Origin of the sequence: Candidatus Protofrankia datiscae (assembly GCF_000177615.2) — a bacterium.
GTDB classification, from domain to species: domain Bacteria; phylum Actinomycetota; class Actinomycetes; order Frankiales; family Frankiaceae; genus Protofrankia; species Protofrankia coriariae.
In genome coordinates this window covers 1,953,918-1,970,115 of sequence record NC_015656.1, presented here as the reverse complement: position 1 = coordinate 1,970,115, position 16,198 = coordinate 1,953,918, and the positions used below count along the sequence as shown (strand labels likewise).

General features: G+C 63.4%; 9 protein-coding genes and 4 pseudogenes. 4 read left to right on the top strand and 9 right to left on the bottom strand.

What is annotated here, in order from left to right:
• Positions 1–36: 36 nt before the first annotated feature.
• Both FSYMDG_RS08140 and FSYMDG_RS08135 read left to right on the top strand, forming a co-directional pair.
• The gene (locus tag FSYMDG_RS08140) at positions 37–1,071 is read left to right on the top strand and encodes a glycosyltransferase (RefSeq protein WP_237703039.1); all 1,035 of its coding nucleotides are present in this window, start codon (positions 37–39) and stop codon (positions 1,069–1,071) included.
• A 157-nt stretch (positions 1,072–1,228) separates the two neighbouring features.
• A complete protein-coding gene (locus FSYMDG_RS08135; protein WP_013873082.1) occupies positions 1,229–2,233 on the top strand; it encodes a glycosyltransferase family 2 protein in 1,005 nt (334 codons plus the stop codon).
• 132 nt (positions 2,234–2,365) lie between these two features.
• On the opposite strand, the gene FSYMDG_RS08130 is transcribed toward FSYMDG_RS08135, so the two are convergent.
• The 3 genes from FSYMDG_RS08130 to FSYMDG_RS08120 all read right to left on the bottom strand — a co-directional run bounded on the left by FSYMDG_RS08130 (position 2,366) and on the right by FSYMDG_RS08120 (position 5,843).
• Entirely contained in the window at positions 2,366–3,280 is a 915-nt protein-coding gene (locus tag FSYMDG_RS08130) for an integrase core domain-containing protein (protein WP_013873081.1), read from the bottom strand.
• Positions 3,281–3,708: 428 nt separating this feature from the next.
• Positions 3,709–4,959: a lipopolysaccharide biosynthesis protein gene (locus FSYMDG_RS25975; RefSeq protein WP_013873080.1), complete on the bottom strand. Its 1,251-nt coding sequence runs from the start codon at positions 4,957–4,959 to the stop codon at positions 3,709–3,711.
• A 77-nt stretch (positions 4,960–5,036) separates the two neighbouring features.
• The gene (locus tag FSYMDG_RS08120) at positions 5,037–5,843 is read right to left on the bottom strand and encodes a class I SAM-dependent methyltransferase (RefSeq protein WP_013873079.1); all 807 of its coding nucleotides are present in this window, start codon (positions 5,841–5,843) and stop codon (positions 5,037–5,039) included.
• Positions 5,844–6,891: 1,048 nt separating this feature from the next.
• Here FSYMDG_RS08120 and ltrA (FSYMDG_RS08115) point away from each other — a divergent pair.
• Both ltrA (FSYMDG_RS08115) and FSYMDG_RS08110 read left to right on the top strand, forming a co-directional pair.
• Positions 6,892–8,157 carry a group II intron reverse transcriptase/maturase gene (gene ltrA / locus FSYMDG_RS08115; RefSeq protein ID WP_013873078.1) on the top strand — a complete coding sequence of 422 codons (1,266 nt, stop codon included), beginning with the start codon at positions 6,892–6,894 and terminating at the stop codon, positions 8,155–8,157.
• A 566-nt stretch (positions 8,158–8,723) separates the two neighbouring features.
• Complete coding sequence (locus FSYMDG_RS08110; protein WP_013871683.1) at positions 8,724–10,517, top strand: reverse transcriptase/maturase family protein; 1,794 nt, start codon at positions 8,724–8,726, stop codon at positions 10,515–10,517.
• A gap of 157 nt (positions 10,518–10,674) precedes the next feature.
• On the opposite strand, the pseudogene FSYMDG_RS08105 reads toward FSYMDG_RS08110, so the two are convergent.
• The 6 genes and pseudogenes from FSYMDG_RS08105 to FSYMDG_RS08085 all read right to left on the bottom strand — a co-directional run.
• Positions 10,675–11,373 (bottom strand): annotated as a pseudogene (locus FSYMDG_RS08105) (IS3 family transposase); the annotation flags it as partial.
• A gap of 130 nt (positions 11,374–11,503) precedes the next feature.
• The gene (gene ltrA / locus FSYMDG_RS08100; RefSeq protein ID WP_013873076.1) at positions 11,504–12,940 is read right to left on the bottom strand and encodes a group II intron reverse transcriptase/maturase; all 1,437 of its coding nucleotides are present in this window, start codon (positions 12,938–12,940) and stop codon (positions 11,504–11,506) included.
• Positions 12,941–13,591: 651 nt separating this feature from the next.
• A pseudogene (locus FSYMDG_RS08095) lies at positions 13,592–13,882 on the bottom strand (transposase); the annotation flags it as partial.
• A 47-nt stretch (positions 13,883–13,929) separates the two neighbouring features.
• Positions 13,930–14,088, bottom strand: a pseudogene (locus FSYMDG_RS30030) (amidohydrolase family protein); the annotation flags it as partial.
• A 40-nt stretch (positions 14,089–14,128) separates the two neighbouring features.
• Positions 14,129–15,307, bottom strand: a complete 1,179-nt coding sequence (locus FSYMDG_RS08090; RefSeq protein ID WP_013873074.1) for an ISAzo13 family transposase — start codon at positions 15,305–15,307, stop codon at positions 14,129–14,131.
• 178 nt (positions 15,308–15,485) lie between these two features.
• Positions 15,486–16,118: pseudogene (locus tag FSYMDG_RS08085) on the bottom strand (IS630 family transposase); the annotation flags it as partial.
• Between the last annotated feature and the right edge of the window lie 80 nt (positions 16,119–16,198).

Below are 16,198 nucleotides of genomic sequence, written 5' to 3'. Positions count from 1 at the left end.
CCGACCAGGGAGAGAAGTGAGACGAACGTGGACGTTATGAACGAATCCGCGGTCACGGGGGCGATGACGCCGGTGGCGGACCGCCCGGTCCTCGTCGACTGTGCCGGTGCCCGCATGGGTGGCGCACTGCGTTTTCTTCTTGAACTCGACGGGCATCTGGCCAGAAGCGGTCACCCCAACATCCGGGTTATCGGCCGGGATCAGGCGATAACCCCGGCCTGGCTCGCCCGCCGTGAACGACCAGGGCGGTTCGCCCGGGCGATCGCACTCAACAACGTCGGGTTCACGCTGACGTCCGGAACGCGTTACGTGCTGCTCCGCAACGCGCTGCACTTTCTCCGGCCGGCTGAACTGGAGCGCATCGGCTCGTGGCTGGGCCCCCGGATGTCGCGGCAGACACGGATCGTCCGGCAGACCGCTCGCCGCGCCGACATCGTGATCGTACCGGCCGCCAGCATGGCCGAACGGGTCCTCGACGCGGTTCCGGAACTGCTGTCCCGGCTGGTCATCCGCCCACACCCGCTGTCAAAGCCCGACCACGTATCCACGCGGCCGTGTGAACCGCACCTGCTGCTCTGCCCTGTGCTGTTCTCGCCGTGGAAGAGCATGGCGACGGTACTACACCTGGTGGACCAGGCGGTCTCGGCACTTGCCACCGAAACCGGCGTCGACCTGCAGGTCATCGTCACCGCGACCCGTGAGGAAGCCGCGGCCGAGGGACTTGACGGCCATACCCGCCACCTGCAGTTCGTCGGCCGCCTGGCACCGCAGGAACTGGCACGCTACCAGAACCGTTGCCGAGCGCTGATCTACCCGACGCGCATCGAGTCGTTCGGGTACCCGCTGGCAGAGGCACGGCTCGCCTCGGTGCCGGTGGTGGCGCTGGACATCGCTCACAACCGTGATATCGCGGGGCCTGTCCTGGTCCCGTACCAGCGGGAGGAAGCAGCGGAGATCGCTGCGGCCATCCACCGCGCTTTGAACTCCACTTTCGCGCCGGAACCGGTCAACCCGTTCGATCCGGACCACTACTTCAGCTGGCTACTCGGAACACCGGAAAAGGCAGCATAGCTAATCAGGCGCCGCATGGGCCGCGCTGACCGGCAGACGCACTGTCCTTATCCATTCTCCGGGTGCACGGACGGCTGGCGCACGGCGTCTGCTCCTCGAGCTCGAGGGCTTCCTGACGGACAACCATCGCCTGGATAAATGAAGCAGAGGCGACACCATGATTTTTCGATCCGTGTCGGCGCGGCCATCACAGCCGTCGCTCCCGTACACAGCCCCTTCCAGAGCCGGTGTCGAGGTGTCGCCACCACCGGGGTCCGTACCGGTCACCGCAATCATTCTGGCGCGTGACGAATGTCGGGACATCGCCCGGGCGGTCCGGTCGGTCGGGTGGTGCAGGCAGGTAGTGGTCGTCGACTCCGGCTCCACCGACGGGACCCCCGACATCGCCCGGACGCTGGGCGCCACCGTGTGGGAGGAACCATGGCGCGGCTTTGCCGGCCAACGCGAGTGGGCAATGCGCCATCCCGGCGTCCAGCACGACTGGGTGTACTTCCTCGACGCCGACGAGTGGGTTCCCGTCGAACTTGCGACGGAGATCGCTGAACGGCTCGGGCGGGAGGACTGCGCCGCCTACACCCACCGCCGCCGGTTCTTCTTCCTCGGACGCTGGATAGCCCACTGCGGGTGGTACACCAACAGCTGGCAGGCCCGGCTGCTCGACCGACGATTCGCCTCGTTCGCCACCGCAGAGGAATTCAGCGAACGCGCGTCGGTCAACGGCGCAACACTGGCTCTCGAACATGACGTCATCGACCAGGACAGCAAGGGACTGGCCTCCTGGCTGCACAAACACATCACCTACGCGGAGCTGGAGGCACGCCGCCGGGGCACCCCTACCAGACCGTTCCAGCGGCTTCGGCAGGTGCTCGTCGACAACCAGACGACGAGCACCAGACCACTGTCCCGGGCCATCGCCCGGGATGTCATCTTCCCCCTGGTGCCCCTCAAGACACCGGCAATATTCTTCTATATGTACGTGTTCAGAAGTGGCTGGCGGGACGGCTGGCAGGGATTGGTATTCTGCCTGCATCGGGCCTGGCACGAAAAAATGATCTACATCCTGAGCAAGCCCGCAGCAGCACCGCAAGAAGCTGTCTATCCCTTCGAGACAGTACTTGCCGGCCCGGCACCGCTCTCTCCAGAGCCGCACCGGGTCAGATAACCCGCCAGGTGAACCAGCTACGGTGCCAGTGAAGATCCCACATCCGCGTCACGGCTCATACCGGCGGGTTCCTTTTGTCCCACATCAAGATCACGGCTCAGAAATCTTGACCTGAAAGTTGGCCATTCTCGATCATGGTTGGGGGTTTGAGGACGGGATTGGTATGGACATCGACCGGCCGTGCAAACCGAGGGCCTCATGCGGCCGGACGTGCTTGAAGATCTGCCGGTAGGCCTCGGCCTCACGGACGAGATCATTCAATGTTTCGATCTCGTGCCGGTAGAGGTGTTCGTACTTCAAGGACCCGAACGCCCGTTCCCGCACACCGTTCTGACCGGGGCTCTTGCGTCTGGTACGGATGTGCAGCAGCTCGGGACGGGACCCGAGGAAGCGCGCGAACGCCGCGCCCTTGAACGCCGCACCGTTGTCGGTGACCAGCTTGATCCTCGTGATCTCGTCGGTGGCCGGGTCAACGAGCTGGTCGGCCAGCGGACGTCCGCCGGCGAGCCGTTCGGCCTCGGCGATCGCGATCTGCACGGCGGCGATCACGTCCGCGCCGGTGCAGCTCGGTCCGATGTGCCAGCCGTACTCGTACTTCGAGTAGTAGTCACACACGCCGGCCAGCCGCCAGGTCCCGCCGGTCGTGGTCTCATATTCGCTGAAGTCCAGCTGCCAGACCTGGTTCGGCCCGGTGGGCGGGTCGGCGAACGCGGCCCGCCGCGCCTTGGCCAGCTGTCGGCGTTCCCTCTGATAGTCGACGGGTTGGAGCAGGTCCCGACGGCGTAACGTCCGCTCCACCGACGAGCACGAGGCGGTGTGCCCGTCCGCGCGCATCAACCCGTAGATCTTGCGATGCCCCCAGGTGGGCCAGTCCGCGGCGTACTTGGCCGCGATCGGCTCGATCGCGTCGACGACCGGCGCCGGCCACGGCCCCTTCACCCGGCCGCTGGTTCGGGCCTGGGTCTGCCAGCGGGTGTAGGCGCGGCGCGGGATGCCGAGCAGAGCGCAGAACCTCGTGGTCGGCATCGCCGCGTCTTGGCGGATCACCCAGGGGTCCTCGAAGGGGCCAGGCGGCCCTCGGCCGACTTCTTCCACACCCGCAGCTCGACGTGGGCCTCACCGAGCGCGGTCTTGAGCTCCTCGACCTCGGCGGCCAAGGCCTCTTCCCGGCTCGACGGCCGGGGGGGGACCCGCCCGTGAGCAGCCCGGCCTTGCCGGCCTCGAGGAACTGCTGCTTCCACTTGCCCCTCATCTCCAGCGCAGCATCACCTTCCGAGTATCCGTCTTCTACATTCGACGCTGGGCTCTGACCCGGCCAGTTACCCGACCGAGCCGTCAGCCTGCTACCGGGTCTCCTCGCAGCTACCCGGATCGGGCTTCCACCGGCAAGCGACGACGACCTTACGACAGACAGATCAGCCGCTCACACGGCATCATCTCCTGTCTATTGGGCGCACGAAAAGCCAAGGCTAACCTCACCCCTCGGCTTCAGAATACTGATTCCTAAGGCTCGCACCACGGCAATGACGACGCCAGAGCATCTCCCCGGCTGCGAGCGCCACGAGTGTGGACAGCGCATTGGCCCACGCAAGACCGATCATGGTCGGCTCTACGGCTACGCCGAGGGCGAAGACGACCGCCCCGAGTCCCTGCGACGCAGCTGCAGCCCGCTGAGCCGTCGCTCCGACCAGTCTCCAGGTGCAGCCCTGGAGGCAGAAGGCAGCGATACCGCCCAGCAGAAGCACCTGCGCCACTGGGACAGCCGGCGCAAAGCCAGCACCGAAGACCAACGGCACGGCATGCGAGGCAAAGGCAGCTCCGACACATGCAATGGTCGCTACAACCAGTGTTCCCCGTACATCGATTCCGGCCGACCGACCAACCAGCCCCCGCAGGGCGTTCGCCGTCCCCAAAAATCCAAGAAGCTGGCCAACAGAAGCGCCTACGGCATACCAACCGACATCGTCACGGGCTAGTATGAGCGGAGCGACCAGGAGGTCAAGCCGGTTGTTCAGATACTGCATCGTCGTGGCCAGCTGTATTTCCCGCGCAAGCCGCGTCAGGCGTTTGCCGATCACAGCCCGTTGCAACCTCACCCATGGGCGAGGAACGGACGGACCGAAGAGCACGACGGTCAGGAATGAGAAGACGATACAACACACCACCACTACCACCCCGTGGGGGTGGATAATACCGGGAACGGCTGCTACAACGGCGATCAGGACAGCGTAGATCAAAGGCTGCAGGCAACGTAGAACCAGATAGCGCTGATAGTTTCCGGCCAGTAGCATCAGACCGCTTTGAAATTCCTGCAATATGGTTAGCACCACCAGAACCAGAAATAGCGGTAGCAGGACCGGAAAGAGGACGCCGCCCAGGCCTAGGGCCCCAACCAACGAGGCTGCGGTCACTGGCCGTATTGTTGTCACCGCCACTGATGCCAGCTGCCGAAGCCGTGCTGGTTCACGATCGGCACCCAGATCCCTGCCGACAACTATCAATGCCTTGTCAACGGAAAAAATACCGATCCAGCCAAGGAACTGCGCCCAGGTGGCGAGAGTGGTGACGGTACCGCGTCCAGCCGGGCCGAGGATCCGGGCGACGACCACACCGGTCATCATCGCGAAAAGCTGTGCAACGAATAGCGTGGCGTCCGCATTTCTGCTTTCCAGGACTGACGGGCCGGCGCTCATTTCCTGCCGTACGGCCCGCCTGGCAACCTTCATAGAGCACTACCAACCTTCACAGAACAGTATCACGCGCCAGTCATGGATCATGCAGTACCTGGAGCTAACTGGGTAGGCTAGCGGGCTGTCGGGCTAGCAAGGCGAGTCGATTCGACGGACGCCGTGCCATAGTGGTGAGGAGCTGGCTTCGCCGGACGTTGGGCGCGTCCGGCGAAGATCCGTGTGTACACACCGCTGCCACGGCTGCCCGTCTCGGCGACGTTCCACACGGACAGACCTGCATGGATCACTTTCCATATCGCGGTGCGAGCCATACTTGCAGCGCCATGGATATACGGACCGCATTCGCGCGCCTCGAATCCCTCGAGACCGACGACCCGAAACAGGTGATCAAGGCTGGCCGGGTCGTACCCGGTCTCATGGGTGAAATCGTGGTAACGGTGCATCCCGCCCCAAGGCGACTCCGCGTTCGCGGTCTGGAGTATGACTGAACCACCCGGACGCAGCGCCTTCGAAATGAGGTCGAGAAAGGTGAGGACCTCGCTCTTGTGAAGGTGCTCAATAATATCGAAACCGGTGATAAGATCGAATTCACCGGCATGACCGGGCAAGTAGTCCAGTACGTTCGCGCATTCGACGTCGGGCCACACCCGTCGAGCGACGGCTGCCTGTTCGGGACTGACATCGATGCCGACGATGTTATGGTAACCGGCTTCCTTGAGAAGGTAGAGGAAGTTCCCATGACCGCAGGCCACATCAAGGCAGCGTGCCTCTCGGTCGCTCGGCAACCATCCCCGAAGGCGATGTTGACAGGCAGCCGCCCACCGCCGGTATTCGGCATCGGTCAGCTCGAGCAGGTACGGAAGCTTTTCAGTAGTGTACCGGTCATAGATGCGGGTTCGATAGTCCGGGATGATGCCCACCGTAGCAACGACTCCGTTCTTTTCTTCACTATCTGGTCAACGCATGCAACATTGCAACACGGTGTCATTATGACGGTTTGAGGCTCACAAGTGGGGGATCTGCGATGCAACACGCCGACTGTCGGTCGAAGCTGAGATATCCCATCTACGGACCTTCTGAGCGCCTTCGTCGGGTTGGTTCTATCTCGGAGCGTGTTTGAGAGTCCAGCCCGTCATGCTCGGGCGGACCCCTGGCCGCATCGCTCCCCGCACACGCGGTGCCCCTCGTCGGACGTCGTGGTCGGGTTGCGGTGCACGGGGACCCCGCTTGGCCGATACAACTCATCTGGTATCGGTTCGGCCCGGGGTTCCTTGTCAATCTTCGATCGGCAAGGTTCGGGTCTTCCCAGGAGCCACCCGGACGCGGCTCACCGAACGAACGACGATTCTCAAACACGTTCTTAGCTTGTCGTTTGAGTGCGCCACGAGCGCAGAGGGGATGGATGGCTGGTAGGTGATCCGATCCTTCTGTGGTGCTGTGTGGGAGATGAGGGTTTTGTGGCCCCTTGGAGCCGCCCGGCGGGTGGGAGGCTTCAAGCCGCCCCGAGCTGCATTAGCTGAAGACTGTTGTGGTGAGCGTCGGGGAAAAGGCGCGCTGTGAGCGCGTCAGGCAGGGAACGGGAAGACGAGCGCGAGCGAATCGCCGTACGTGTCGTAACAAGCAGACGGCATCGGAACTGGGGTTTGTTAAATGATCGCAGGACAGAGCCTGGCGGGTGTCCCGTCTTCTGGCCAGGTGGTGCCCGGCATAGAGGTGACGTGAGCCCGTTCTGCCGCTCTCGCACGGAACGTGGGAAGGCGTGTGTCGATAGTTCCGTTCGCGCAGGGTGGCGGGCGGGGAGAGGGAGTGCGCCGCACAGCGGAAACTGGAGGCGCCGAGTACCGACGGGGCACACGCCGGCGGACCGGCTCGTAGTAGCGACGAAACCCCGTAATGGGGGTGGAGCGAAGGGGCCGGCTTGTCCATGGTGGATTCGTTCGGGCAACCAGCGATGCTGGGAGGGATCGAGTGGAGACATCGACGTCTACAGAGAAGCCGTTTAAGATATCGAAGGACCTGGTCTGGGTAGCGTACCAGAAGGTCAAGGCCAATAAAGGCGCACCGGGAGTGGACGGGCAGTCCATCGACGCGTTTGAGAAGGATCTGAAGAATAATCTGTATCGGATCTGGAACAGGATGTCGTCGGGCAGCTACTTCCCGCCTCCGGTGAGGGCGGTGGAAATACCGAAGGCGCATGGCGGTGGGGTTCGTGTGCTCGGTGTGCCCACCGTGGCCGACCGGGTTGCTCAGACCGTGGTGGCGATGACGTTGGAGCCGCGTATGGAACAGGTCTTCCATGACGGGTCCTACGGCTACCGGGTAGGGCGGTCCGCGTTGGATGCGGTGGGGGCATGTCGGCAGCGGTGCTGGCAGAGGGACTGGGTCGTCGACCTGGACATCCAGGACTTCTTCGGAAGCTGCCCGCACGACCTGATCGTCAGGGCGGTGGAGGTCAATACCGACCAGCCGTGGGTGGTGCTCTACGTCCGGCGCTGGCTCACAGCACCGGTCTGCTACCCCGACGGTTCGCTGGTGACGCCGGATCGTGGAACCCCGCAGGGATCCGCGGTGTCGCCTGTTCTCGCCAACGTGTTCCTCCACTACGCGCTCGATCTGTGGCTGGCACGGGAGTTCCCGGGCCTGCCCTTCGAGCGTTACGTGGACGACGCGGTGGTCCACTGTGCGACCCGGCGGCAGGCCGAACAGGTACGCACGGCAATAGGCCGGCGGCTGGAGGAGGTCGGGCTGCGTTGTCACCCGGCCAAGACCAAAGTGGTGTACTGCAAGGACAGTGGTCGACGTGGCTCGCATGAGCACACCTCGTTCACGTTCCTGGGATACACTTTCCGCCCGCGCAGGTCGCGGAACAGCAGAACGGGACGGAACTTCACCTCGTTCAGCCCCGCGATCAGCCGGGACGCGCTGACGGCCAAGGGCACGGAGGTCCGCTCCTGGCGGATCCACCGGCGTACTCGGGCGACCCTGGAAGACCTCGCGCACACGATAAACCCGATCGTGCGGGGTTGGATGAACTACTGGGGCCGGTTCAACCGGGCCGAGCTGTATCCGCTGCTCAGACGCATCAACGCCTACCTGATGAAATGGGTCCGAAAGAAGTACAGACGGCTGCGTGCCTACAAACATGCCAGGGCATGGTGGAAAACGGTCACAGAACGAGGCCGTGGACTGTTCGCGCACTGGTCGTGGATAAGGGACGCCTGGATGGCTGGATGAGAAGAGCCCGGTGACGGGAGACTGTGCGCCGTCTAACTCGGCGCCAGATCGCCCCCGCAGGGGGCAGAGGTTCGGGAGGAGGTGACCTCTGGGCCACCCGTCTTACCTGAACGGGAAACCGGGAGGGGACAAGAGCATGACGGGAAAGCGCGGGGTGCCGTGAAGGCGCCGAAGGCACGGCCGTGCAAGGCCCGCGTGATACGGCGAAGGCCAGACTGCTTGAAGCCCAGTCTCCAGCGGTGCAAACGTTCACACCTCCCGACACGGCGTCTGTTGTCGGGGCCGTCGGCATAGGAGCGATTCCGACTTTCGTCGCTCTGAACCCTTCCGGCCGGCGGGCGACGGGCAGCGAGCTCGTTCAAGGGGACGGACCGGGACGCCTACGTCACGCTCGCTACGTCTGGCGCAAGAGGAATTCGGGATGGCCTACGGGGCGCGAGCCCTATGGTCACGGAGGGTCCGTAGTAGTCGCAGGAGTCACGCCCCGCCGAGGAGGACGGGAGAGCCGTCTACATGGGCGAAGGGACCCAGGTGCTTAGATCGACAAGAACGGTGAGGTACGCGAGATACGAGACGCCGCAACCGTACTGGAGATCATTCGTGAACGCGGCAGGAGAGGACTGCCGTTGGAACGGGTCTACCGGTGCTTGTTCAACCCGGACCTGTTCCTGCTTGCCTATGGGAAGCTCTACCGTAACAAGGGGGCGTTGACCGCCGGAGCCACCAGCGAGACCGTGGATGGCATGAACCTCGGCAAGATCGAGGCCATCATCGAGACGCTCCGGCAGGAGCGTTACCGATGGGCCCCGGTACGGCGCACTTACATCGAGAAGAAGAATTCGGTGAAAAAGCGACCGCTGGGGCTGCCGACCTGGTCGGACAAGCTGCTGCAAGAGGTACTGCGCCTGATCTTGGAGGCGTACTACGAGCCGCAGTTCTCCGACCGCTCCCACGGGTTCCGCCCGGGCCGCGGCTGTCACACCGCCTTGCAGGAGATCTATCACCAATGGCACGGGACGGTGTGGTTCATCGAGGGCGACGTCACCGACTGTTTCGGGTCCTTGGACCATTCGATCATGAGATCGATTCTGGCCGAGAAGATCCACGACGGTCGGTTCCTGCGTCTGATCGACGGGCTGCTCCAGGCCGGATACCTGGAGGACTGGCGCTACCACGCGACGTTGAGCGGCTGCCCGCAAGGCGGCGTGGTTTCACCCGTTCTGTCCAATATCTACCTGGATCGGCTGGACAGGTTTATCGAACAGACTCTCTTGCCTGCCCATAACCGGGGAGCGCGACGCACGCCCTATCGGCCTTATATGCGGTTGTGGCAACGCGCCTTCAGGCTGGAAGAGGCGGAAGACCGGGAGGCGGGTCTGGCGCTGCGCAAGCAGATGAAGACCATGCCCTCCCGCGACCCCGACGATCCCACCTACCGGCGGCTGCGCTACTGCCGTTACGCCGATGACTGGCTGCTGGGCTTCACCGGCCCCCGGCAGGAAGCTGAGGAGATCAAGACCGAGATCGGTCGGTTCCTGCGTGAGGAACTCGCGTTGGAGCTGTCCCCGACCAAGACCTTGATCACATATGGGCGGACGCAGGCCGCCCGGTTCCTCGGCTATGAGATTGTGGTGTTACACGCCGACCACAAGCGCGATCAGCGCGGTCACCGCAGCATCAACGCGGCGATCGGGCTGAAAGTGCCGGTCGACGTCATCCATGCCAAGTGCGCGCCCTACCTGCACCACGGCAGGCCGATCCAGCGAACCGAACGCACCGTCAATACTGACTTCAGTATCGTCGCGCAGTTCCAAGCCGAGTTTCGGGGTGTCGCGGAGTACTACCGGCTGGCGTTCAACCGCCATCGGCTCGGCTACCTGAAGTTCGTCATGGAACGGTCGCTGACCAAGACCCTGGCCCGCAAGTACCGGATCACGGTCCCGAAGGTCTACCGCCGTTACCGAGCCGTACTTGATACCGAGCACGGTCCACGTCGTGGCCTTCAGGTCACCGTGCACCGTGATGGCGGACGACCGCCGCTGGTCGCACAATGGGGCGGCATCAGTCTGGCACGGGACACCACGCCACGGCCTCTCAACGACAATCCGCCACGCATGTGGAATGGACGTCGGTCAGAGCTTGTCCAACGGCTCTTGGCCGAGGTCTGTGAACTATGCGGCTCCACGGAACAGGTCGAAGTGCATCACGTCAAGGCGCTCAAGGACCTCAATCCCAAGGGGCGGAAACAGCAACCCGAATGGGTCACGCGTATGGCCTCTCGCCGCCGCAAGACCCTCGTCGTTTGTCGCGCCTGCCACGAGGACATCCACGCTGGACGTCCTACACGCAGACCACGATAAGCACTGGAGAGCCAGCTGCTACGGAAAGCGGGCACGGCTGGTTCGGAGGGGGGCCGTCGGAAAAGGGCCAGGTCGACTGGCACCTCGTCGGCGGCCTACCCTACGTCACGCCGGGTTCTGAGAGCAGCGGCGGGTGAAATTCCCGCCGCTGACTCACCTCGTACGAGTCGCCGACGCTCCCGACGGACGGTGTCGCTCCGGCCTCGACAAGCCGGTCGGTGTAGCGGATAGACGTGTACTGCGAACCCCTGTCGGAATGGTGCACAAGACCGTTCAGCGGCTCGTCTTTGCGGCCCCAGATCGCCATCTCCAGCGCGTCGAGAGGAAGGTCGGTGCGCATGGTGGTGTCGAGCCGCCACCCGACAATCTTCCGGGAGCAGACGTCAACCACGAACGCCACATACACCATGCCCGCCCACGTCGGGACATAGGTGAAGTCGGCAACCCACAAGGCGTTCGGCCGGTCCGCGGTGAACTGCCGGTCCACCAGGTCCGCCGGCCTGGCCGCGGCAGGATCGGCGCGGGTCGTGCGGGGCCTGGCCCCGCCGCGTAGCGCCCCGGTCAGCCCGGCAGCCCGCATCAGACGCTCCACCGTGCACCGGGCCACCGTGATCCCCTCCCGGTTCAACACCCGCCACACCTTGCGCGCGCCGTACACCTCGTAGTTCTCCTTCCACACCCGCTCGATCTCGGCGAGGAGTTCGGCGTCGCGCAGTGAACGCGCCGACGGCAGCCGCTTCTTCGCGGCGTAGTACGTCGACGGGGCAACCTGCAACACGTCGCAGATCGGCTCGACCCCGCCGAGGTCTTCCTTGTGCTTGTCGATGAAGGCGACTACCGAGGCAGCCGCGGGTCGGTGAAGTCGGCCCGGGACGCGGTTCCAACCTTTCAGCCGGTCCGTTTCCCCGGGCCGCTTCCCGCACCCGGCGTGCCCCTTTCAAGGCACCGGGCGCTCCACAAGTCCCGCTGTGGCTCGGATGTGCTCGTCAGGCAGCGGCAGGCCAGGGAGAAGGGATGACTGATCCCCGGTATCGGTAGCGTGTGGTGCTCACCTTCTCCGGATCGAACAGTTCCCGGCTCTGGCCTGTAGGCCACCATCCGCCGCCGCAGTAGCGGTGGCGCAGTTCCTTCCACGTGGACCGGCGATGCTTCCGGCGTATCCATCGCCACACCGTCTCGAACACGTAATGCTTCAGGTAGGCGAAGGTCACCGACGACACTCCGGGCCGGAAATAGGCGCACCAGCCCCTCAGCACAGGATTGAGCCTGCGGATCAGATCATCGAGAGGCTGGTTCACCTCGACATCGCGGCATACCGTCTTCACCTTGGCCATGACCGCCTTGACGGACTTCTTGGCCGGATAAGAGTAGACGTAGTACTCGCGCATGCCTTTCTTCCGGTGGCGCTGGATACGCCACCCGAGAAAGTCAAGGCCGTCATCGATGTGGGTGATCAGAGTCTTCTCCCGCGACAGGCGCAGACCCATCGTGGACAAGACTCCCGCGATCTCCTCTCGCAAGGCTTCGGCGTCGGCTTTGGTGCCTTTAATCACCAGGCACCAGTCGTCGGCATACCGGACCAATTTGAAGTTCGGCAGGCCATGCCGCAGACGCTTGGCCTTCTCTGTCTTGCCAGTCCCCGGGCCACCTGGTGACCGGGCGACATGCTCGTCCAACACGGACAAGGCGACATTACTGAGCAACGGCGAGAGAATCGACCCTTGCGGGGTGCCGGCGGTGGTAGGTCTCACCAAGCGATCCTCAACGAGGATACCTGATTTGAGAAACGCCTTCACCAGGGCCAGGACACGCCTGTCTCCGATCCGCGCCCGCACTCTGCCCGTTAAGGACGTGTGCGAGATTTCATCGAAGCAGGCTTTGATGTCTCCTTCCACAATCCACTCGTAACACCGTGGTTTCGAGGTCAGATACCGAATCTCAGCCACCGCGTCGTGAGCCCGGCGCATCGGGCGGAACCCATAGGAGCATGGGAGGAAATCCGCCTCGAAGATCGGCTCCAGCGCCAGCTTCAGCGATGCCTGGACCACCCGGTCGGTGATGGTCGCGATCCCCAGGCGACGCAGCTTACCGCCCGCCTTGGGGATCATCCGCTCCCGCACCGGCAACGGCCGGAAACTGCGATCCTTCAACGCCGAACGCAGCCCGTCGAGGTATTCGGGTATCCCGATCCGCGCCACTATCGACGCGGCGGTACGCCCGTCCACCCCGGCGGTCCTGGCACCTCTGTTGCCCCGCACCCGATCCCACGCCACCAACAAGAACGCGGGATCGGCCACCAAATTGAACAGATCGTCGAACTGACGACGGGCATCTTCACGCGCCCACCGGTGCAGCTTGGTTTGGATCTCCAGTACCCGGCGTTCGGCCCTGAACAAGGCGGATTCCGGTTCGTCGGTATTCACCGGCGAAAACCTCCTGGCCTTCCAGCATCCATCACTGCAGACTTGCTGGCTGTCTTTGCCCTGCGTCCGGCTTTCCCGGACTCCGAGACGGGTCGCTACGCCCGCGACTACTACACAGCCTCCGCCCCATCCGCCAGCCCACAGCCGGAACGGGCCTACCCGCTGCCGTCCTGGCTGGACAGCCCGCGGGCGACTGCCGGATGGTTCCCACGTTCACCAAGCAATCGATCGGTCAGTGAGGCGCCCAGCTCTACTCCGGCAGCATCGCCACGGTTACGCCGCAGACCTTCGCCCTGGCCTCCTCACCGCCGGAACTACGCGGCTTCGGAGTTGACGCCCGAACACAACATCGTCCGACCGTCACGCGCTGCTCACCGGCCCATATCCACCAGATTTGAGCACGGCTTCGCGGTTACGGAGCTTCAACCACTGGTTCACTTCCGTTACACCTTCTGACCTGGCCGAACAGGCCCGCGCCGTCTGGCAGTCCCGGCACGGCCTGTCTTCGTCGGGGCCGCTTGCCACCCTCCCCGGCGTTCCTCCGGATCAGGCTGCCCCCTGGCTTCACCGGGCTGCTGCGACAGCCCAGCGGGAAAGGTCTCTCACCCCTCCTCGATTGTCTCGGCGCCTCGTGGCGCACAGCTCCCGCGCAAAGAAAGCCGACGCCGCTTTCAGGATCTCGTTCGCGCGCTTCAGCTCACGAACTTCACGTTCCAGCTCGGCGATACGCGCGGCATCCGGTGTGGTGGTTCCCGGACGAGTACCCTGGTCGACCTCAGCCTGATTCACCCACAGCCGCAGCGTCGCCGGATGCACATCCAGCGGCTTCGCGACCGTCGAGATCGCACGCGACGCCTCCGCCGGCTGCTCACGACGCATCTGCAGCACGAGCCGGACGGAACGTTCACGGAGCTCATCGGGATACTTCCTGGGAGCGGGCACGACTCGATCCTCTCAAACGGACCGGTCTCCACCGAACCCGGGGCGGTTCAGTCTGCCGACCAGTCGGGGTTCGCGAGGCCAAGTCCAGAGATTTTGATTGCGACGTTCGAAGCCTCGGCGATGCGGGCCAGGCTTGAGCTCCACGCGATGATCGCCTGTGGATCGCGGTGGATCGGCATTCCGGTGTGATTGATGATGATCTGTACCGACGGGTACTTAGGGCCTGGAAATAAATAATCTTATCAATCAATCTGATTTTGATGGTCGGATCGTATAGTTCCACTCCCCGTGAAACAGATGCTCCGTTCTGTCGATGATCGCCATTTCGTCGTCGGAGATCTTGATGCCTTTCTCGTCAGTCTTCTCATCGAGTTCGGCGTGGACCTGCAGGCCGGTCCGTGTCGTGGTGGAGCCGATGAGATTGACCACGACTTCGTGGCTTTCCAGGGGGCGGCCACGCCAGTTCATGGAGATGTGGCTGAATAGCCTGTGCTCGATTTTGTTCCATTTCGATGTGCCAGGCGGGAAGTGGCATACGGTGACTTCGATTCCGGTCCTTGCGGCGAATGCGGCGAGTTCGGTCTTCCGCAACCGGCTGCGGCAGCTGTTCGAGCCGCCGGCGTCGGCGGTGATCAGCAATTGTCGGGCGTGCGGGTATGCCTGTGAACCGACCTTGTCCCACCAGCGGCTGATGGTCGCCAATGCGAACTCGGCGGTGTCCGCACTGGTTCCCACTGTCACCCAGCCGGAGTCCTGTGTCAGGTCGTAGATCCCGTATGGAACGGCTTTCGGGATGTCGGGATCCGGAAAATCATGGTCCTTCACATGTACCAGCCGGCCTGTAGGTTGCCATTCTCTTCCGCCGTTGTCGTAGTTCCCGACGAGTTCTTTTTTCTTCGTGTCCACCGAGATCACAGGCTGTCCTGCCGTCTGGAACTCGGCGACCTGGCCGGCGATGTACCGGAACTGGTCATCCCGGTCGGGATGACTCGCGCCTTCCACTGTCTTCGCGGGAGCCTGCACGCTGTAGCCCATCTCCGGCAGGAGGTGGCGAAGGACCGTGTGACTCGCCTGGAATCCCTGCCGCGCCAGTTCCTCGGAAAGCTTCCGGGTCGATTTAGTCGTCCACCGAAGTGGACACATCGGATCACCGCGGCTTTCTGGCTCCACGAGAGCGTCTAATGCCTCTAGCAGACCTGGCTGCGCCACGGAAGCCGGTTTCCTTCCGCCGCCATCCCGTCGGACGCGGTGGGACGGAGCCATCCCGCTCCGTATGTCGAGCGCGCCTCGTTGAACGGTCGTTCGAGAGATCCCCGAAGCCTTCGCGATGGCCGTGATTCCCCCGTTCCCCAGCATCTCAGCCACGGCTCCCGCCAGCAGCCGCTGCTGCCCCTCATCCAAATGAGGGAGAATTTTTTCGAACATCGAAGAAAATTCCTCTGCGGGAACCAGGAAATCTGTAATGGGTAGATTATTTCATACCCGCTTCGGGTGGCGGTGGAGATGGGATGGGCCTGCGCGGAGGCAGTCTATTCTCCGTGATCGTAAAACACTTATCCCACATACAGATCTTGATTGTTTTATTTATTTCCAATCTCTTGATGGTGCCGTGGTGGACATAGTCATGGGTGCGCTTCTCCATGGTGCCGAAGCTGATCGGGAGCAGTGGCTGGGTTCGGTCCAGCGCCTGGACCTGGGTCTTCTCGTCCACGCACAGCACGACCGCGCCCGCGGGCGGGTTGAGGTACAGGCAGACGATGTCGGCGACCTTGTCCGCGAACGCCGGGTCCTTGCTAATCTTGAATGTGCCCTGCCGGTGCGGTTTCAACCCGTTTTCGCGCCACAGCTTCGCCACATAATGCCAAGACACGGACACCCCCGTGGTGCGGGTGATGTACCTGGCCATTTCCCGACTCGACCAGTGCGAGAGGCCGGTTTCCGTCGGTGGAGTGGTACGAGTCAGAGCAAGGACACGACTGCGAATACGTGCCGGCACCTGCTCCCGCGGCGCCCCGCGAGGTCGGTCGATAAACCCGCAGACACCCTCAGTCTCGTAACGGGAAATCCACAGGTCTACCGTCGGTCGCGAAACCCCGACCCGCGACGCGATCTCCTTCTTCGGGAGACCCCCGGCGCACCAGAGCACGATCCGCGCCCGAGTCGCCACGGTCGCCGGAACATCCCGGCCATTCACTAAAGACAGCAGATCTGCCCGCTCATCTTCCGTCAACTCCACTCCATCATTCTAACCGATACGACCGAGTAAAGAAATCAGAATCACGAGACACTAGACGGCTCGATTCTTCGGACATGTTG

Bases quoted from the DNA above. Each gene is read 5' to 3' on its own strand.
- FSYMDG_RS25975 (WP_013873080.1), bottom strand. From the start codon at position 4,959: ATGAAGGTTGCCAGGCGGGCCGTACGGCAGGAAATGAGCGCCGGCCCG.
- FSYMDG_RS08135 (WP_013873082.1), top strand. From the start codon at position 1,229: ATGATTTTTCGATCCGTGTCGGCGCGGCCATCACAGCCGTCGCTCCCG.
- FSYMDG_RS08090 (WP_013873074.1), bottom strand. From the start codon at position 15,307: ATGTTCGAAAAAATTCTCCCTCATTTGGATGAGGGGCAGCAGCGGCTG.
- FSYMDG_RS08140 (WP_237703039.1), top strand. From the start codon at position 37: ATGAACGAATCCGCGGTCACGGGGGCGATGACGCCGGTGGCGGACCGC.